The organism is Paenibacillus montanisoli (genome assembly GCF_003268025.1).
In the GTDB taxonomy this organism is placed as follows: domain Bacteria; phylum Bacillota; class Bacilli; order Paenibacillales; family Paenibacillaceae; genus Paenibacillus_Z; species Paenibacillus_Z montanisoli.
On record NZ_QLUW01000003.1, the window covers coordinates 106,417 to 125,515 of the forward strand.

16 protein-coding genes are annotated in these 19,099 nt (G+C 55.5%); all 16 read left to right on the forward strand.

Features of this window, described 5'->3' with window-relative positions:
- Positions 1-5 precede the first annotated feature (5 nt).
- On the forward strand, positions 6-1,208 hold the full coding sequence (locus DL346_RS16435) for an enolase C-terminal domain-like protein (protein WP_112883248.1): 1,203 nt from the start codon (positions 6-8) through the stop codon (positions 1,206-1,208).
- Positions 1,209-1,340: 132 nt separating this feature from the next.
- Positions 1,341-1,874 (forward strand): general stress protein, encoded by a 534-nt coding sequence (locus tag DL346_RS16440; RefSeq protein ID WP_165822536.1) that lies wholly within the window; start codon positions 1,341-1,343, stop codon positions 1,872-1,874.
- Positions 1,875-2,051: 177 nt separating this feature from the next.
- Complete coding sequence (locus DL346_RS16445) at positions 2,052-3,113, forward strand: LacI family DNA-binding transcriptional regulator (RefSeq protein WP_112883250.1); 1,062 nt, start codon at positions 2,052-2,054, stop codon at positions 3,111-3,113.
- Positions 3,114-3,422: 309 nt separating this feature from the next.
- Complete coding sequence (locus DL346_RS16450; RefSeq protein ID WP_165822537.1) at positions 3,423-6,269, forward strand: beta-galactosidase; 2,847 nt, start codon at positions 3,423-3,425, stop codon at positions 6,267-6,269.
- Positions 6,270-6,294: 25 nt separating this feature from the next.
- Positions 6,295-7,266 (forward strand): ABC transporter permease, encoded by a 972-nt coding sequence (locus DL346_RS16455; RefSeq protein WP_112883252.1) that lies wholly within the window; start codon positions 6,295-6,297, stop codon positions 7,264-7,266.
- An 11-nt stretch (positions 7,267-7,277) separates the two neighbouring features.
- Positions 7,278-8,183 carry a carbohydrate ABC transporter permease gene (locus DL346_RS16460; protein WP_112883253.1) on the forward strand — a complete coding sequence of 302 codons (906 nt, stop codon included), beginning with the start codon at positions 7,278-7,280 and terminating at the stop codon, positions 8,181-8,183.
- 121 nt (positions 8,184-8,304) lie between these two features.
- Positions 8,305-9,930 carry a DUF3502 domain-containing protein gene (locus DL346_RS16465; RefSeq protein ID WP_112883254.1) on the forward strand — a complete coding sequence of 542 codons (1,626 nt, stop codon included), beginning with the start codon at positions 8,305-8,307 and terminating at the stop codon, positions 9,928-9,930.
- Positions 9,931-10,091: 161 nt separating this feature from the next.
- Positions 10,092-10,616 (forward strand): sigma-70 family RNA polymerase sigma factor, encoded by a 525-nt coding sequence (locus tag DL346_RS16470; RefSeq protein WP_112883255.1) that lies wholly within the window; start codon positions 10,092-10,094, stop codon positions 10,614-10,616.
- On the forward strand, positions 10,613-11,743 hold the full coding sequence (locus DL346_RS16475; RefSeq protein WP_112883256.1) for a hypothetical protein: 1,131 nt from the start codon (positions 10,613-10,615) through the stop codon (positions 11,741-11,743). The genes DL346_RS16470 and DL346_RS16475 overlap by 4 nt, the downstream gene beginning before the upstream one ends.
- Complete coding sequence (locus DL346_RS16480; protein ID WP_240633238.1) at positions 11,740-12,708, forward strand: ABC transporter ATP-binding protein; 969 nt, start codon at positions 11,740-11,742, stop codon at positions 12,706-12,708. The genes DL346_RS16475 and DL346_RS16480 overlap by 4 nt, the downstream gene beginning before the upstream one ends.
- Entirely contained in the window at positions 12,705-13,562 is an 858-nt protein-coding gene (locus tag DL346_RS16485; RefSeq protein WP_165822538.1) for an ABC transporter permease, read from the forward strand. Before DL346_RS16480 ends, DL346_RS16485 begins: the two co-directional genes overlap by 4 nt.
- A gap of 22 nt (positions 13,563-13,584) precedes the next feature.
- The gene (locus tag DL346_RS16490) at positions 13,585-14,511 is read left to right on the forward strand and encodes an ABC transporter ATP-binding protein (protein ID WP_112883258.1); all 927 of its coding nucleotides are present in this window, start codon (positions 13,585-13,587) and stop codon (positions 14,509-14,511) included.
- Positions 14,504-15,229 carry an ABC transporter permease gene (locus DL346_RS16495; protein ID WP_112883259.1) on the forward strand — a complete coding sequence of 242 codons (726 nt, stop codon included), beginning with the start codon at positions 14,504-14,506 and terminating at the stop codon, positions 15,227-15,229. The genes DL346_RS16490 and DL346_RS16495 overlap by 8 nt, the downstream gene beginning before the upstream one ends.
- Before the next feature lie 113 nt (positions 15,230-15,342).
- A complete protein-coding gene (locus DL346_RS16500) occupies positions 15,343-16,533 on the forward strand; it encodes a SulP family inorganic anion transporter (RefSeq protein ID WP_240633239.1) in 1,191 nt (396 codons plus the stop codon).
- A gap of 18 nt (positions 16,534-16,551) precedes the next feature.
- A complete protein-coding gene (locus DL346_RS16505) occupies positions 16,552-17,466 on the forward strand; it encodes a helix-turn-helix transcriptional regulator (protein ID WP_112883260.1) in 915 nt (304 codons plus the stop codon).
- A 94-nt stretch (positions 17,467-17,560) separates the two neighbouring features.
- On the forward strand, positions 17,561-19,069 hold the full coding sequence (gene melA / locus DL346_RS16510; RefSeq protein ID WP_112883261.1) for an alpha-glucosidase/alpha-galactosidase: 1,509 nt from the start codon (positions 17,561-17,563) through the stop codon (positions 19,067-19,069).
- Positions 19,070-19,099 lie beyond the last annotated feature (30 nt).

Sequence of the window (19,099 nt, forward strand, 5' to 3'; positions counted from 1 at the left end):
CCGCTATGGCACAATTGGAAATCAGGAACGTCAAGGTCATTCTGACCGCGCCCGATGGGGTTAACCTCGTTGTCGTGAAAGTCGAAACGAACGAGCCCGGTCTATATGGCCTAGGCTGCGCAACCTTCACGCAGCGGCATTTGGCCGTTGCGTCGGCCGTTGAGCACTACTTGAAGCCGTTCCTGATCGGCAAGGACCCAAGAAGGATCGAAGATATTTGGCAAACGGCCATGGTCAGCGGCTATTGGCGCAACGGGCCGGTGCTGAACAATGCTCTCTCCGGCATCGATATGGCTCTGTGGGATATTAAAGGCAAGCTGTGCGGCGTGCCGGTCTACGAGCTTCTCGGCGGAAAGCTGAGGGATGCGGCGGCCGTATACCGTCATGCCGACGGACGGGACGTAAGCGAGGTAGAAGAGAACGTCCGCAAGTTTATGGAGCAGGGCTGCCGCTATGTCCGCTGCCAATTGGGCGGCTACGGCGGCCAAGGCCATAAGCTGCACCAGCCGGACTTTGTACCGCCGGGCGCGTATTTCGACCCGGACGCCTATGTGCGCAGCGTACCGCGGATGTTCGATCACCTGCGGAGCAAGATCGGGTTTGAAGTGGAGCTGCTGCACGATATCCATGAGCGGATCGTGCCGATCGAGGCCGTCCGGCTGGCGAAGCAGCTGGAGCCGTACCGGCTTTTCTTCCTCGAGGACCCGCTGCCGCCGGAGCAGCTGGATTGGTTCCGCCACATTCGCGGGCAGTCCGCGACGCCGCTGGCGATGGGCGAGCTGTTCGTCCATTCCGCGGAGTGGCTGCCGCTGATTACGGAGCGGCTGATCGACTTTATCCGCTGCCACGTCAGCTCGATCGGCGGGCTGACGCCGGCAGAGAAGCTGGCGACCGTGTGCGAAGCGTTCGGCATCCGCACCGCTTGGCATGGTCCGCCGGACCTATCGCCTGTCGGGATGGCGGCCAATATCCATCTGGACCTCAGCAGCCCGAACTTCGGCGTACAGGAGTGGAGCGCGGTATCCGAGCGGATGCGCGAGGTATTCCCGGGCAGCCCCGAGCTGCGTAACGGCTACGCGTACGTGGAGGATAAGCCTGGACTCGGCGTGGAGCTGGACGAGGAGAAAGCGGCGCTCTATCCTTGCCATAATGTACTGCCGGGGTGGACGCTCTCCCGTATACCGGACGGGTCGCCGTCGCGGCCGTAGCCTGCTGCCCTTATCGGCAACGGCTGGGCTAAGTCATGCACTTGCATGGGAATTTATCCTATTCCATCCGGATTAATCCTGCCGAAACGGGGCATACCAATCCTAGTACTGCGGGATGCGGAGGCGAAGGATATGAGATACAAGATTGGCATTTTTAATACGGAGAACGAGGCGGTTGCGGCCGTGCAGGCGCTGGAGCAGGCGGGCTTTACGCGGAATGAGCTGAGTGTGTTTGCCAAGGATCGCGAGCATTCGCGGCGGATTGAAGCGGAGACGGACGTGCACGCCGACGAGATGACGGATCTGCTCCTCACGCGCGCGGCCGCGGACGATCACGGCGTGGAGGACATTCGCGTTCTTGCACCGGGGGCGCCGGTTAGCGGGCTCGGCATGGCCGGCGCCTACATCGGCGGCTTGACGTACCCGAACAACGGGCTTCTGGTGGCAGCCGCCATGCTGGATGACGACCATGGCGTTGAGCATGCGCTGGCGGATTTCGGGATCAGCAGCAGCGATACCGGCGCCTGCCGCGAAGCGCTCGCCCGCGGCGCCGTCATCGTCACGGTGGATCTCGGGGACAGCAAGGATGCGGACGGCCCCGATTTGACTCGCGGCGGCGCGGCGGAAGCCACGATGCGCAGCTGCAATGCCGCGCGGATATTGTAGCATTTTGCGGAAGGCCGGGATGGCCTTGTGTCGAGAGCCATGTCAAAGGGCGCATGCTGCGCTTCTTGGCATGGCTTTCTTTTTTTTTCTGTCACTTATTTACAACCGGGAAAAAAGTCTGCTATGCTAGTGAAAACTGTCGCTAGACACATCTTAGCCCAAAGGGTGAGGCAATTTATGAAACCGGTTACTGTTTACGACATTGCCAGAGAAGCGAATGTTTCCGTCGCGACGGTTTCACGTGTTTTGAACAACACGGCGCCTGTGAAAGCCTCGACGCGGGAACGCATCATGAACCTTATCCAGAAGCACCAGTTCCAGCCGAATGCGCTTGCGCGCAGCTTGATCAAGAAGGAAACCGGCATGATCGGCATTATTTTGCCCGACATTACGAACCCGTTCTTTCCCGAGGTGCTGGCGGGACTCGAGCAGGAGGCCAGAAGCAACGGCTACACCTTCTTCCTCTGCGACACGGGGTCTTCGAACCAGGACCACAACGTGCAGTACCAGCGGGAGTCGGAGTATTTGAACATTCTGATGGAGAAGCAGGTAGATGGCATTATCATGATCGGCGGCCGGATCGATCTCGCGAAATGCAGCCGGGAGATGGTCAAGGAAGTCGCCGAAGTGAACAAGCGGCTGCCCGTCGTGCTGATCAACGGCAATTTGCCGGGGGCGAAGTTTCACCGCGTGATCGTAGATGAGATTTCGGGGGCGAAGCGGGCGACGGAGCATCTCATCGGGCTTGGCCATAAGGATATTGCCTTTATCGGCGGTTATAAGCAAATGTCCAACACGGTTCAGCGCCTGGAAGGCTTCTGTTTGGCGATGGAGCAGGCAGGGATGCCGGTACGCGAGGATTGGATTATTACAGGCGGGTTCTCGGTCGATGCGGGCAAAGCCTTTTTGAACGCGCTGCTCGCCATGGGAGGACCTCGTCCGACGGCTATCGTATGCGCGAACGATCTCTCCGCGATCGGGGCGATCAAAGCCGCAGTCAAATCAGGGCTTCGCGTGCCAGATGATCTGTCCGTGATCGGCTTTGACGATATTCCGCTTGCCGCCAACGTCATTCCGGAGCTGACCACAATGTCGCTGAAATGCTTGGAGCTTGGCCGTACGGCAGCTTCTATTTTGCATTTGCTGATCAGCCGGGGCGAGGATACGAACGAGCTGACCACGCTGCAGCCGGAGCTTGTCGTCCGCGAAAGCACGGCGCCTCCGAGAGCGAGAGGCTAGTGATCCGCCGATGAAAATGGATTAAAAATTTTATTGACAGCGCTATCATTTTCCAGTTACACTTCAAATCAAGACGACCCGGTAAGAGGGTTTATTTTTAAGCCAGCTATGAAATGGGTTTCATGAATCCGGTTACACTCGTATAGACGAAACATGTTTTTGGTTTGAAGACTCTGAAATACACTGACACTCGGTACCTGTGAAGTTTACGAACCTCGCTTAATCCGCAATGTAAAGTGTATTTTTATTTTGCCTAGGAATGAAATGGGTTTCATAACTTTCGGCACGACTTCAAGGAGGATCAATCGGATGAACATGGATTTGAAAACGGAAGCCGCCATGCAGCTCTCCTCTTCCCAGCTTCGGATCGGCGGCCAGGCCGAGATCATTCTCTGCGCCTCGCTCTTTTACTTCCGCAACCCGCGTGCCCATTGGCGCGAGCGATTGGAGCAGGTGAAAGCGTTCGGCTACAACGCGATCGACGTCTACTTCCCTTGGAACTACCACGAGCTTGAGGAAGGCAGCTGGGATTTCGCCGGCGAGCGGGACGTCGAAGCTTTCCTGCAGCTTGCCGCCGAGGTTGGGCTTTGGGTGGTCGCAAGACCCGGGCCGTACATATGCTCCGAATGGGACGGGGGAGCGCTTCCCGCCTATCTGTTTGCCAAGCCGGACATCGTCATCCGCAGCACGGACCCGATTTACTTAAAGGCTGTGGAAAACTGGTTCGACCAAATCCTCCCGATTCTCGCCAAATACGAGCAAGGACGAGGCGGCTCCATCATTTGCGTGCAGCTCGAGAACGAGCTCGACTTCTACGATTGCCCGGATCCGAAGAGTTACATTACCGCATTGCGAGACATGGCTTTGCACCGCGGCATTAAGGCACCGATGATCGCCTGCGCCGGGCAAGGCGGACTCTACGAGGCGTCCGGCCTTGTGGAAGGCGTCGTACCGACCTGCAACTTCTATCCGAACGATAAAGACCCCGAGTTTGAACACAAAGTGACTGCTTACGAACAGCGCCTTTCCGATTCCGGTTTACCGCTTCTCGTGACCGAAACCAACCGGTCCCACTTCCTTCTTCGCCGTTTGTTTTCCTGCGGCGCGAAGCTGCTTGGCCCTTACCTTCAAGTTTCCGGCACCAACTTCGGCTTTACCAACGGCACGAACAACTGGGGCGATCCGCTTGCGCTGATGGCTTCGGATTATGATTTTCACGGCATGGTTTCACCTGAGGGCCATATTCGCAAAGAGGCTTACGAAGGACGACTGCTTCGCCGTCTCTTAACCGCATATGGCAGCTCGATCGCGGAAGCGGTGTCGGCGCCGGCCTCGGACATCGCCGCGCTGATCGTCGATCCGGCGGCTTCTGCAGCGCCAAGCACGATCGTAAAGCGGCAGCTGCTCCTGGGGAAAGGGGGGCATCTCCTATTCGTAGCCGGTGTTGGCGAGAAAGAAGAATCGCTTCGGCTTCAGCTGGCCGACGGCAGCGTAATCCCGCAAGCGTCGACGCTCGTAAGCGTTCCGGCCAAATGCTCCATTATCCCGGTTGAGGTTCCGCTCGACAGCTGGGGCGTAAACGGCGGCACGCTGCGTTATGCGACGGCTGAGCTGACGGATGCGCACAGCGAGACCGGCCGAACGGTTATCGTGTTCCACAGCATGCATGAAGGCGAAATCGCAGTTCGGCTGCAAGCCCCAGCCGCATTGATCGAAGAGGCCGGGATGACGGCGGCGGCAAACATCGATGATGGAGAATACCTCTTCACCTTCCGCGCACAGCCTGGCGCGATCGCAGTTTGCACGGTTGAGCTGGCAGACGGTCATGTGCTTGAGCTCGTCGGCCTGGCAAGCGCTGACGCGCTGCTGATGAATGCTATCGGCGAGGGCGAAGTCGTGACGATCGGCAGGGAAATCGCTTATGACCTGGAGCCGCGCGATGCAGCCGTGAGCTGGAGCTTGAGCCAAGTGGCGCCTACTGCACCGATAACTGCCGAAGCGGCGACTCCGCTGGCGGCGCCGGACTTTCTTGAACGCAGCGGCATCTACCGGGGCTATGCTTGGTACGAAGCGGTAAGCGCTGCGCCTGCGGATCAACCCGTGCGCGGCTACCTGATCGAGAAGGCGAGCGACATCCTCTCGCTTTATGCGGACGGCGAATACCTGGGGACGCACACGCCGGGCGGAGCTAGCCGCTTTATCCCGAGCGGCGCGGGCGAGGCAGGCAGCAAGCTGACGGTGCGCACGGAAATTTGGGGGCATACCAACTTCGACGATGCCAGACTTCCGGGTCTGCGGCTGAATTCGATGAAAGGGCTGACGGGGCTTACGGCAGTAACCGGCGTGAAGAAGCTGACGAACTGGTGGGTGCTGCGGGTTCATTCACGGACGATTCAACCGGAGCTGACCGCTCCGGATTACAACGATCAGGAGTGGGCTATCGTAACGTTCGGCGGCTGGCTGTCGCCGGATCATCCGTCCGCAGAATATTTCCGTAACTCGTTTACACCAAGCAGCGAGGCAGATTCATGGACGCTGCATTTCAATGGCATCCAGTCGCTTGCGCAAGTCTTCGTGAACGGCGCCTCCGTCGGAAGCGTGCACCCGTTCGATCCGTATCTCAACATTTCCGAGCATGTACGGTCTGGGGAAGCGGTTCAAATTACGGTATTCCTGGAGCGTGTACTTGGTCTTGGAGCCGGTGAAGTCATCGTCTACGAAGGCAGCGCCGCCCGCAGCTGGAGATTGTCCGCCAGCGAGGAAGCTGGTCTTCTGTCGCATGCCGAAGCCTCTCGCCAAGCTGCGGCGCCATCCGCTTTGCCGGTTACGCTGGCCGCGGGGAGCGTGGCTTGGCTGTACGGAACGCTGCCGGAAACCTGCAGCGCGAACGGCTGGCGCGTTTACGTTAAGGGCAGCCACATGAAATTGACCGTATTCTTCGGCGGCACCATCGTCGGGCGGCTTTGGACGGAAGGCGGCAAGTCGAGACCGGCCATGAGCGGCGGCAGCCAGGAATCGTTTTTCCTGCCTGGTCCGTGGTTCGCAGCGGATGGAGAGAACGAGCTCGTTATTTTGCTCGAAGCAATCGAGCACGGCGCATCCGCTGAGCTTGCAAGTGTGACCTTCGTACCCGTAGGCCTCCGGAAGAAGCAATAATCATACGGAAAAGGGGAGGGTAATCATGAAAACGATCGCACAGCCCGTGCAAGCGTCGGTGGAAACGCGTCCCAGGGTGCAGCAATCGCGGTCACGGAAGCTGTGGAACAACCGCACGCTGCTTCTCATGTGCGCGCCGGCCATCTTGTTCTTCGCTATATTCGCCTATTTGCCCATGCCGGGCCTGTACCTAGCCTTCATTCAATATAACTACACGGACGGCATATTCAAGAGCGCCTTCATCGGTCTCGATAACTTCCGGTTTCTTGTGATGACCGGCGATTTGTGGCGATTGACTTTCAATACGATCGCGTACAACTTGGCTTTTATCGTTCTCGGCAATTTCCTGCAAATCTTCATCGCCATTCTATTGAACGAGCTGCGCAAGAAATGGTTCAAGAAGGTCTCGCAAACGATCATGTTTCTGCCGTTCTTCATCTCGTTCGTCATTATCGGATTGATTGCCTACAACATTCTCAGCTTTGATTACGGCTTGCTGAATAATATTCTGACGTCGCTCGGCATGGAACCGGTCAAAGCCTACTCCAATCCGCACGTTTGGCCGTTCATCATCGTGATCACCTACTTGTGGCAATCGACCGGTTACGGCTCCATCGTCTATTTCGCCTCCATCATGGGGCTCGATTCCGAGGTGGTCGAAGCGGCGGAGATCGACGGCGCCAATGCGCTTCAGCGGATTCGCTACATCGTCCTACCGTGGCTGAAGCCGACCTTCATCATCCTGCTGCTGTTCTCGCTCGGCGGCGTGCTCCGGGGCAACTTCGGCTTATTCTACAACCTTGTCGGCGCGAACAACACCTCGCTCTATGCAACGACCGACATTATCGAAACGTACGTGTTCCGCTCCCTAATGAACAATTTCAACTTCTCGATGGGCAGCGCGGTGAGTTTGTATCAGTCGGTTTTCGGTTTTATCGTCGTCATCACAGCGAACTGGCTTGTGAAGAAGGCATCGCCGGATAATTCATTGTTCTAGGAGGGACTCACATGGAAGTTGTCCAAAAACGCATTCGGACGGATGGGACGTCCTTGTTGGTCAGAGGCTTCGGTTATGCCTTTATCGGCCTGTTCGCGATCTGCTGCCTGATTCCTTTTCTTGTCGTGCTAGGGACCTCTTTTACGAAAGAAGCTTCCATCGCGAAGCACGGCTTCAATATTTGGCCAAGAGAGTTCACCACGTTCGCGTACAAAATCGTCTTCGAAAATCCGAATCTCATTATCGGTTCTTACATTGTTACGATCGGACTGACGATCGTCGGCGCGATCGTGGGGCTGTTCCTGGTCGCCATGACCGGCTATGCCCTGCAGCGTCCGGACTTCGAGCAGCGCAACTCGATCTCGTTCTTCATCTATTTCACGACGCTTTTCTCAGGCGGACTCGTTCCTTTCTATTTGCTCATTAAGCAGTATCTGCACCTTGGCGACAACTACCTGGCCGTTCTGCTGCCGGGACTGATGAGCCCGTTCCTCATCATCATGATGAAGAGCTTCACCAAATCGATTCCCCACGCCATTACGGAATCGGCAAAGATAGACGGTGCAGGCGACTTCACGATTTTCCTGCGGCTCATCCTGCCGATGGCGACGCCGGCACTCGCGACGATAGGCCTCTTCATCGCACTTGGCTACTGGAACGAATGGTACAACGCGATGTTGTTTCTGTCGCCGGATATGAAATACCGTCCGCTGCAGCTGTTTCTCTACAATGTCATTACGAGCGCGGATTTCATCCGCAACTCGTCGGCGGCCTCCAACGTGCCGCTGCGGGATATGCCGCTCGAGTCGATGAAGATGGCGACGGCGGTGGTTGCGACAGGGCCGGTTATTTTGTTCTATCCGTTTGTGCAGCGTTATTTTATTCAAGGGATTACCGTTGGTGCAGTCAAAGGATAGCTGACTTACATTCTAACAGGGTATTAGAGGTCGGTCGCTAGCCGTACCTCTTGCCATAGCCGCTTAAGGAAACAACGGCGGGGTCTTGCGAATTTATAAACAATAAAGGGAGGCTTGTTGTATGGGAAATTTGAAGAGATTTTCATCACTTGCTTTAACGCTCAGCCTTGCTGCCAGTTTAGCTGCTTGCGGTGGAGGCAATAACAACAACAATGGAGCGAACAGCGGCACCTCGAACGACAAAGCAAACACCACAGGCAATACTTCTGGCAATACGTCAAGTAATGCAGCTTCGGATAACAAGATCGATACGTCCGAATTCGAAACGATTTCGTATGTTATGCTCGGCGACAAGCCGAAGAACGGCCAGCTTGAGAAAGTAATGGAGAAAGTAAATGCAATTATGAAGGAAAAAATCAATGCCGAGCTTGAGTTCAAGTGGGTCGAGTGGGCAGACTGGCAGACGAAGTATAACCTGTTGCTTGCCTCCGGCGAACCGATTGACCTCATTACGATCGGCACGGACTGGCTCGACACATGGGGCAACGCACAGCGCGGAGCTTTCCTGCCGCTGAACGATTTGCTCGAGAAATATGCGCCGCTCACCTATGCTGAAATTTCGCAGGAGGATTGGGATCAAAGCAAATTCAAGGATGATATCGTCCTCATTCCTGAAAACCATTATACACAATGGGTTAACCACGGTATTTACTACCGCGGAGACTGGGCGAAGGAGTTCGGCATTACGGAGCCAATTAAAGATTTCGACACATTAGGAAAATACTTCCAGGGTGTTAAAGACAATAAGCCAAATGTAGTTCCTTTTGATGTAGCCGGTGCACCTGGAACGTTCTATACAGGCTTTGCGACGTCGTATACAGATATGATAGAGCTTCCGATTTCAACAGGCTATGCTCTCGCTTTCTTCGGCAAATCCTACGATGAGCGTTATACGGTAGACAGCCCGATTTTTAACGATCAGTTCGTGGACTTTGCGAAGAAAATGAAGGAGTGGGGAGATAAAGGCTACTGGCGTGAGGATGCGCTCAACTACAAGGGCGATACGCGCGGTGCTCTGAAAGCGGGTCAATCCGGAGCGGATGCGCATCATACAGGAACGTTTAAAACACTTCGCGTTGATATGGATAAGGCACAGCCAGGCTCAGAGCTGCAAATGTTCGCTTACTCCGATACGCGCGGCAATCTGATTTCGATGCCGATTACGCACGGCGGTACATCGGTCGGCGCACACAGCAAGCATCCGGAGCGCGCCCTGATGGCATATGAATTGATCCGTCAGGATGAAGAAGTGTACAAATTGATTAACTATGGACTTGAAGGCGTTCAATATGAAATCAAAGACGGCAGACGCGTTCGTCCTGCAGGCTACGATGACGCAAGAGACAGCTTCTACACTGACTTCTGGGGCGGCCGCATGGACAAATTTGAAATCCCGACTGACACAGAGTGGAGCGGTATGGGCGACATTTACAAGAAATATGACGAAATCAAGAAGCCATTCCCATACGGTAAATTCGTATTTGACAAAACGAGTGTAGACCCAGAGATGACAGCGATTTCCCAAGTTATCGGCGAGCTGATGCCGTCCATTCTGGCGGGTAAAGCTGGCGACCCAACGGAAGCTGTCAATGCGCTTCGCGACAAACTGAAGGCTGCCGGTTACGACAAAGTCAAAGACGAAATCCAGAAGCAGCTGGACGCTTATAAAACGTTGATTGAAGGTTAATCGTTAGGATCTAATCGAATCAGCCAGGCAGAGATTGTTCTGCTTGGCTGATTTTTTTTGGCTTCGCGGATTCCTCCATAATCGGCTGCTCGGATTTTGTTTCAGCGGTGTGCTATATTTGTGCTACTTGTATCGTCTATATGAGTGAAGGAGGCGAGAGGATGCCGAACCATGACATGCCGGCCCGGTTTCAAGCGTTGTTCCGGGAGCATTATCCGGTTGTTCTGAAAAAAATTACTTCATTAATAACTGACCGCGCTGCAGCGGAAGATTTAACGCAGGAGGTATTCCTGCGGCTGTACCGCAACCCGCCCGAAGATCTTGACCGGACGGGGGCGTGGCTTCACCGCGTTCTGACCCGCATCGTCTATGATCATTACCGCAAGTCCGGCAGGCGGCAAGAGCTGACGGAGAAGCAAATGAATCAAGCGATTACGGAAGAGCAGACTTACCCGTCGAATGAGACGGCGGTCATACAAAGCTGGGAGCGGGACGTGGTCCGAAACGTGCTGAATAAGCTGTCGGAACGAGATCGGCAAGCGCTCCTGTTAAAGGAGAAGGGCTACAGCCATGCGGAGATCGCCGAGGCGCTGCAAGTGAATCCGAAAATCGTCGGTACGCTGCTTATGCGGGCGGCGAGCCGTTTCAAGAAGAATATGGATGCTGAGGAGGCCATGGAGCAATGAAACATAAACCATTAAATGATAGCAATACGCAGCAAGAGCTGAATGTTAGCGATGAAGACATCGATCGGGCGCTGAACCGATTGTTTGAAGCGGTAAAGAACGAAGAGGTACCGGCAGCTTGGCTAAAGCAAGATGAGAGAGAAAACGTCAAGCCGGCGCAGCAGCCGAGAGAAACGCAACCGATTCAACCCGAGCCGCAGCTGCACACGCTGACATTTGAGCAGCCTTCGGCAAAGCAGGACGATGCACTGCGCCGGAAAGCGCCGCGCAGGCTGAAGAAGCGGTGGATGTCGGCGGCTTCTGCGGCGGTGCTGGCAGGCATGCTGCTGTTCACATCCTGGGGGCAGGACGTGATGGCATCTATGTTGAACACATTCCGGGTGCAAAAATTCGAGACGATCGAGATCAGCCAATCCGATATTAACTCGTTCCGCCAAGCGCTGCAGGACGGTGCCGCCGGCACGCAGCAGCTCGACCTGAACAAATATGGGGAGATCGAGCAGAAAGGCGGCGGGGTGGTACGCACCGTTACTTGGGAAGAAGCGCTTGCCCTGTCTGGAGACGGCCAGCTTAAGAAGCTGTCCGGCGACGGCAACGCGGTTGTGAAGTATATGCCGGATCAACAGATCACTTTCAAGCTGAATCCGAAAGAAATTAACAAGATGATTGCCTTCCTCGGAGGCAAAACGGACTTCCCGGCTTCGATTGAGGACTCGCCGATTGTGCTCAATCTGCCAGGCACGTTCATGACGGAGATTACCGGTCAAGACGGGCAGCGCGAGAAGCAATTGGTGCAGCTTCCGGCGCCATCGCTCGATGTATCCGGCGACGTTGATGTGGACCGCATTCGCCAAGCGGTACTGGACTTGCCGATCATTCCGGAAGAGATGAGAACGAAGCTGGCCGGAATCGGCGATTGGCGTCATACGCTGCCGATCCCATCGACATCCACGGACAATATCCGCACGTTGAAAGTGGATGGTCATGAGGCGTTTATTACCTCATCCGGTTACGAACGTTCGATCATCTGGCTGCAAAATGACTGGGTGTACCAGCTGAGCGGCTCCGAGAAAGCATTCCCGTCGGAAGAGGCGATTATCGCGGAAGCGAGAGGCCTTATGAAATGATGATTTTGCAAACGAACGGACTTTCCAAGACATACGCATCAGGAACGGGCTGCACCGATATTTCCCTGGAAATAGAGAAAGGCCGAGTATTCGGCCTTCTCGGTCCGAACGGAGCGGGCAAAAGCACGTTCGTCAAAATGGTCGTCGGGCTTCTTCGCCCGGACGCCGGCAGCGGAACGCTCTTCGGCAAACCGATCGGGCATCCGGAATCTCGGAGAAAGCTCGGCTATTTGCCCGAGCTGTTTCGCTTTCAGGAATGGCTGACAGGCGAAGAAGTGCTCCGCTACCATGCCGGTTTATGCGGCGTGACGCGGCACGAGTCGAAGTCTGCCGCTTTTGAGGCTCGGATCAAGGAAGTGCTGCGGTTGAGCGGGTTAAATGAAAGAGGGCTAAACCGCGTTCGCCATTATTCGAAAGGGATGCAGCAGCGTTTAGGGTTAGCTTGCGCGCTGCTCATGGACCCGGAGTTCATTATTTTGGATGAGCCTTCCTCGGCTCTCGATCCGATCGGCCGGTACGAAGTGCGCACGCTGCTCGGCAGACTGCGCGCCGAAGGGAGGACGGTATTCCTCAACACGCATCTGCTCGAGGATGTCGAAGCGGTATGCGATGACGTTGCTTTCCTGCATCAAGGCAAGCTGCGCGCCGTCGGTCCGATGAGGCAGCTGCTCCGCAGCGGAACGAGCTGGGAAATCGCGGTGTCCGGTTGGCTGCCCGAGCTGGAGGCGGAGCTTGCGTCTCAACTGCTTCCGGGGATGTCCGTCAAGCCGGCGCAAGAAGCCGCGGACGGAAGCGCGGTTCTTCATGTCGCCGCACGGGGACGGGAGCAGCTTGGATTCATGAACCGCCTGCTGATGGAAGAGGGCGTAACGGTTTATGAGGTCCGGCCCGTTCAAGACAGGCTGGAGCAATGGTTTCTTGCCATGTCCGGCGAAACCCGCGAGCAAGGAGGCGGTTCCGAATGATGTGGATCTCTTACATCGGCAAGGAATGGATTCGCAAAAAAATCGGGGTCGTTACCTTCGTGCTGACCCTTCTGTTCGCCGGCTTATTCTCCTTCGGGAGCTATGAAATCGCGAAGCACGCGATGGATGAACCGACTTCGCACGGGTTGCTGAACGGTATGATGTTAATGGCGTTAGGCCTAATGTTCGCGCAGATGATCATTGCCTTCCTTGTCCTGTTCGCGACGATGGGCGCCATCTCCGGCGAAGTGGAGAACGGGCTGATGCTGGCCGTCTTGGCCCGCCCGATCCCGCGGTGGAAGGTGTACCTCGGCAAATATGCAGGAAGCGCGGTATGGGTCATTATTTATAGCACGGCTTTGTATTTTGCCATCCTCCTGCCGGTGCATCATTGGCTGAACTTTCCGCTCGATGCGATCCCCATACTGAAGTCGCTGCTGCTGTTCATCTGGGCGCCGCTGCTGCTGCTCGCCGTATCGATGCTTGGCTCGGTGTACTTGCCGATGCTCGGCAATGGCGTTGCCTGCGCGCTGCTCTACGGATTAACCCTATTCAGCGGGTTCGTGGAAAATATATTCACGATCGACGGCGGCGGTAAAGGCGGCAATGAGATAGCGAGCCAGCTCTCGCTGTTCTTCTCCATGCTGATGCCGTCCAATACGATGCTCCGCCGAGTGAGCTACGAGCTGTTCAGCGGTTTGGATTTGCCGGTTCCGGCAGATATGGTCAATTCGCTTGGCCCGTTCTCGATGGTAAATGTGCCGAGCATCGCGTTTCTTGGCTATTCCGTTCTCTACTTAATCGTGCTGCTCGCCGCGGGCTGCGCGGCGTTCCGGCGCAAAGACATTGCTTAATCGACAGAAGGAGCGCATGACCATGACTCAACCGATCTTGCAGGTTCGCGGACTATGTAAGCACTATAAAGGCATTAAAGCCGTAGACGGCATCGATATGACGCTGCGGCAAGGCGATATTTACGGCTTCCTCGGCCAGAACGGGGCAGGCAAAACGACGGCGATCCGCATGATGATGGGGCTGATCCAGCCTACGGCGGGAACGGTCGAACTGCTCGGGGAGCGAATTGGGAAAGGGCGCAATGAGGTGCTCCGCAAAGTCGGCTCCGTCATTGAATACCCTGGTTTTTATCCGAACTTAACCGCCTACGAGAATCTGGACATTCACCGTAAAATGATGGGCATTCAAGGGAAGGATTCCTTGGAGGATGCTCTTCAAACGACGGGGCTGTGGGAGGCGAGAAACCGCCGCGCCGCGCAGTTTTCCCTTGGCATGAAGCAGCGGCTCGGCATTGCGCGCGCGATTCTGCACGCGCCTGAACTGCTCATTTTGGACGAACCGACGAACGGTCTTGACCCAATGGGCATCAAGGAAATCCGGCTTCTCATTCAAGAGCTGGCGCAGAAACGGAACATTACGATTCTCGTGTCCAGCCACATCTTGAGCGAGGTGGAGCAGCTGGCGACGAAGGTGGGCATTATCCATCGCGGCATCATGCTGGAGGAGACGCAGATGCAGGCGCTTAAGGACAGGAACCGGCACTACATTAGCCTGCAGGTCGATCAACAAGAGAAATCGAGAAACCTGCTCGTGAACGAGATGGGGATCCGGGATTGCAGAGTAGAGGAGAACGGCTGGCTGCGCGTGTATGATGAGGGCTTAATGCCTGGCGAAATGAACCGGATGCTCGTACGAGAAGGCATTCTCGTGAACAGCTTGTCCGCCGTGAAGGATTCGCTCGAAGACTACTTTGTCAGACTCGTGGAAGGAGGTGCGGTCCGTGCTTAATTTGATCGTTTGCGAATGGCTCAAATGGCGCCGTTCCCGCATGCTCTGGTTGATTTCGCTCGGCGCGCTGCTTCCTACCGCTCTCGCATTTCTCATTCAAATGAATTCTTCGGAGCCGTTTGATTGGAAAGGGCTCTTCATGAACAACCTGTTCATCATGACGATGCTAATGTGCCCGTCGCTCTACGCGTTGTTGACCGGTTACTTGTTCGCCAGAGAGTTTCAGGAACGGACGGTGAATAATATGCTGACGGGACCGTATTCCCGCAACAAAGTATTGACCGCAAAGTTTCTGATCGCGATACCGGTGCTGTTATCCGTCTTGCTGCTGGCGTTTCTGCTTACCTTCGCCATCGGCTTCTTCTTTACGAGCAAGCTTCCGACGTCGGACGCCTTGTTGGAGGTTATGGGTAAATATGGATTGCTCTTCATCCTGGAATATGCGCTGATTCCGCTGGCGGCCGCGGTCGCTTTGCTTTGGCGCAGCTATATCCCGGCGATGGGGCTTGGCGTATTCGCCGTAGTTTCGGAAATTACGATAATGCAGTCCAAATACATTATGTATTATCCATGGAGCGCGCCTCTTAATATGGTCATGAACATGGCGCCGGATCTAAATTCGACGGCGATCGGTTCGACGTCGATTGGCTTGGCGTTCCTGCTTCCATTGATCTTTATCGCGATCTACTTCCGTAGAACGGATGTGCACAGCGGGTAGTTTTTCCCGAAAATGAGCGTTGACCTCATACCGAGACCGGGGTTATGCTAACCGTTAGAGTGCCGTGGAGCGTCGAGGCTTCCGGACATTTATAACGGTTAGAGGTGAAAGAGTTGATCGAAGGAACTTGGCGCAAGCAATGGACATCGGATGTCAGACTGAACGTGCTGGCGGGCATGACGGCTACGCTGGCTTTAATACCGGACTCATTGGCTTTTTCGTTTATGGCGGGCGTCCCGCCGCAGGTCGGCATTTACGCGACGATTTGCATTTTGCTCGTGATGACGTTTCTGGGCGGCAGACCCGGCATGATTTCGGCTGCGGCCGGCTCGATGGCGGTGCTTATGCTGACACTCGTGAAGGAGCACGGCATTGAGTATTTGTTCGCCGCTACGGTATTAACGGGCATTCTTCAATACCTAATGGGCGTATTTAAGCTTGGCTATTTGATTCGCTTCGTGCCGAAGCCCGTGCTGACGGGGTTCGTGAATGCGCTCGCGATTCTCATTTTTCTGTCGCAGCTTCGTTATTTTGAAGGCGCATCGTACATGATGTACGTGCTTGTCGCGGCGGCGCTGCTCATTATTTATTTGCTGCCCCGGTATTTCAAAGCCGTGCCTTCGCCGCTCGTAGCGGTTGCCGTGTTGACCTTCCTGGTTTGGGCCTTAGGCATTGGCGACGTCACAAGAATCGGCGACATTGCGGCGATTGACGCCTCGCTGCCGTCTTTCTTGCTGCCGGATATCCCGTTCACATGGGAAACGCTCATGATTATTTTGCCTTATTCGCTGTCGTTGGCGGTCGTCGGCTTCACGGAAACGATGCTGACGCAGAACCTGCTAGATGAGATGACTGGCGAAACGACCGATAAAAACAAAGAGATGCGCGGTCAAGGCATCGCGAATTTCATTGCGGGCTTCTTCGGCGGCATGGCCGGCTGCGCGTTGGTCGCGGAGTCCGTTCTGAACGTGCGGATGGGCGGACGCAACCGATTGTCCATGCTCGTAGCCGCGCTGTTTCTTTTGCTTCTCGTCGTCGTGCTCGGGGATGTGCTGTCGCTCATTCCGATGGCTGCGCTTGTCGGCATTATGTTGATGGTTTGTATCGCGATTTTCGATTGGAAATCGGTATACAAGCTGCGTGCGGTGCCGGCAGTTGAAACCTTTGTCATGGTCGTAACGGTAACTGCGGTTGTCTTGACGCGCGACCTGGCGATCGGCGTCGTGGCCGGCGTTTTTGTGAGCTTCATGTTTGTCTGGCTGCAGAAGCTGAGGCCGGTCAAGCAACGGTCGCTCGAAAGCTAAGAGGAAGCGGGTGCTAGCATGCGGGAATACAGCCTATATCATCCGCGCTGGCGGGAGGGCGGCGATTATCGCCCGAATATCGAGGCGTACTACTATAAACAATGGCTTGAATTAGACATGGAGTTCCATGCGCATGACGCCATCGAATTTATGTACGTGATTTCCGGCACCTGTACCGTGGAGACAAGGAGCGGCACGATCCTGATGCGCAAGGGCGATTTGATTTTGCTGGACAGCGGCGTCGTTCATCGATTGATCGTGCCTAAAGAAACTCCGTGCCGGATGCTCAATGTCGAGTTTACGTTTACCGAATGCAGAGGGATTTATCCGTCCCTTAAGCAGCTTGCTCATGGCGACGAGGCGTTTGCCCAGCTGCTTGACCGCAAGATCAGCACCATTGTGCTCCGCGATCCGAGCGATGTTCACCATACGTTGAAGAGCATTGTCATGGAGATGGATACCGGCGGGACGCATCGCGACAGCATGTCGCATCTGATGCTGTCCCAACTGCTGATCCGCGTGGCGCGGCTGGCTGCCGAGGAGGCGCAGGACAGCGCCGGCGGCCAGCATCACCGGTATGTGCGGAAGGCTGCCGAGTATATTCACCAGCATTACGATTGCGACATTCAGTCGAAGGACGTAGCGGACGCCGTTAATTTACATCCGGTTTATTTGCAGCGGATCTTCAAAGCGAATATGAACACGACGATGACCGATTATTTGGCGGAACTGCGGATCGAGAAAGCAAAGATGCTGCTTGCCCGCACCGATATTCCGATCATTGAAATCGCAGGCTATATCGGCCTGAACAGCCGGCAATATTTCAGCATGCTGTTTAAGAAACTGACCGGAATGTCGCCTGCCGCTTACCGCAAATCCATCGAGACGATGCAGGGCTTCGATAAGCGGGTTGAAATAGTTGACATGTCGTAGCCAATCCGGTTGGAAATGTGGAAACGCTTTTACAAGCCCCCTGCTAGAATGAGGGTAATGAGTTTTTAATCCTATCATTTTCAGGAGGGGTACTATGTCTTTTAAAGTAGCTTTCATCGGAGCGGGCAGTATCGGATTTACGCGGGGATTGCTGCGCGACCTGCTGTCGGTGCCGGAGTTCCGGGACATTGAGCTTGCGTTTACGGACATTAACGCGCACAACCTGGACATGGTCACCCAGCTGTGCCAACGAGACATTATCGAGAACGGGCTTCATATTCAGATCCAGTCGACGACGGATCGCCGCGAAGCGTTAAAAGACGCTAAGTACGTGCTCACGGTCGTCCGGATCGGCGGCTTGGAGGCGTTCCAGCATGACGTCGACATTCCGCTGAAGTATGGCGTCGACCAATGCGTCGGCGATACGCTGTGCGCCGGCGGCATTATGTACGGGCAGCGCGGCATCGCGGCGATGCTTGATATTTGCAAGGACATTCGCGAGGTGGCAAGGCCGGATGTGCTGCTGCTGAACTACGCGAATCCGATGGCGATGCTCACTTGGGCCTGCAACAAATACGGCGGCGTGCGCACGATCGGGCTTTGCCATGGCGTTCAAGGCGGTCACCATCAAATAGCGGCGGCGCTGGGACTGAAGAAGAAGGATATCGATATCATTTGCGCGGGCATCAACCATCAAACATGGTATGTTTCCGTGAAGCATAACGGCGTCGATAAAACAGGCGAGCTGCTGGAGGCGTTCGAGAACCATCCGGAGTTTCAGAAGACGGAGAAGGTACGCATCGATATGCTGCGCAGATTCGGCTACTATTCGACGGAGTCGAACGGACATCTTAGCGAATATGTTCCGTGGTACCGTAAACGCGCGGACGAAATCAACGATTGGATCGATATGGGCTCTTGGATCAACGGCGAGACCGGTGGTTACCTGCGGGTATGCACGGAAGGCCGCAATTGGTTCGAGACGGATTTCCCGAATTGGATGAAGGGCGACCCATACGTGTACAGCGCGGAGAAGCGCTCGGAAGAGCACGGCTCTTACATTATCGAAGGCTTGGAGACGGGGCGGCTGTACCGCGGACATTTCAACGTCGTGAATAACGGGGTTATCTCGAACCTCCCGAACGATGCCATTATCGAGGCACCGGGTTATGTCGATGCGAACGGCATCAACATGCCGGTTGTCGGCGAATTGCCTCTGGGCTGCGCAGCCGTCTGCAACGTGAGTATCTCCGTGCAGCGTCTGGCTGTGGAGGCGGCCGTTCAAGGCGATGACAAGCTGCTTCGCCAGGCGATGATGATGGACCCGCTTGTAGGCGCGGTTTGCAACCCGAAGGAAATTTGGCAGATGGTCGATGAGATGCTCGTGGCGCAAGAGAAATGGCTGCCTCAATACGCCGATGCCATCGATAAGGCGAAGGAGCGTCTGGCGGCGGGCAATCTGATCCCGACGCGCAATGATTATAAAGGCGCGGCCCGTCTCAAGACGAAGACGGTTGACGAGATGATGCAGGACCGCGAAGCGGCAACGCGCAATGCCGGCGAAGCCGATAAGGCGAAGGAGCGTCCGGCTGCGGCGCATTAATGGCAAGAAGGGGATCGAAGCACCGGCTGC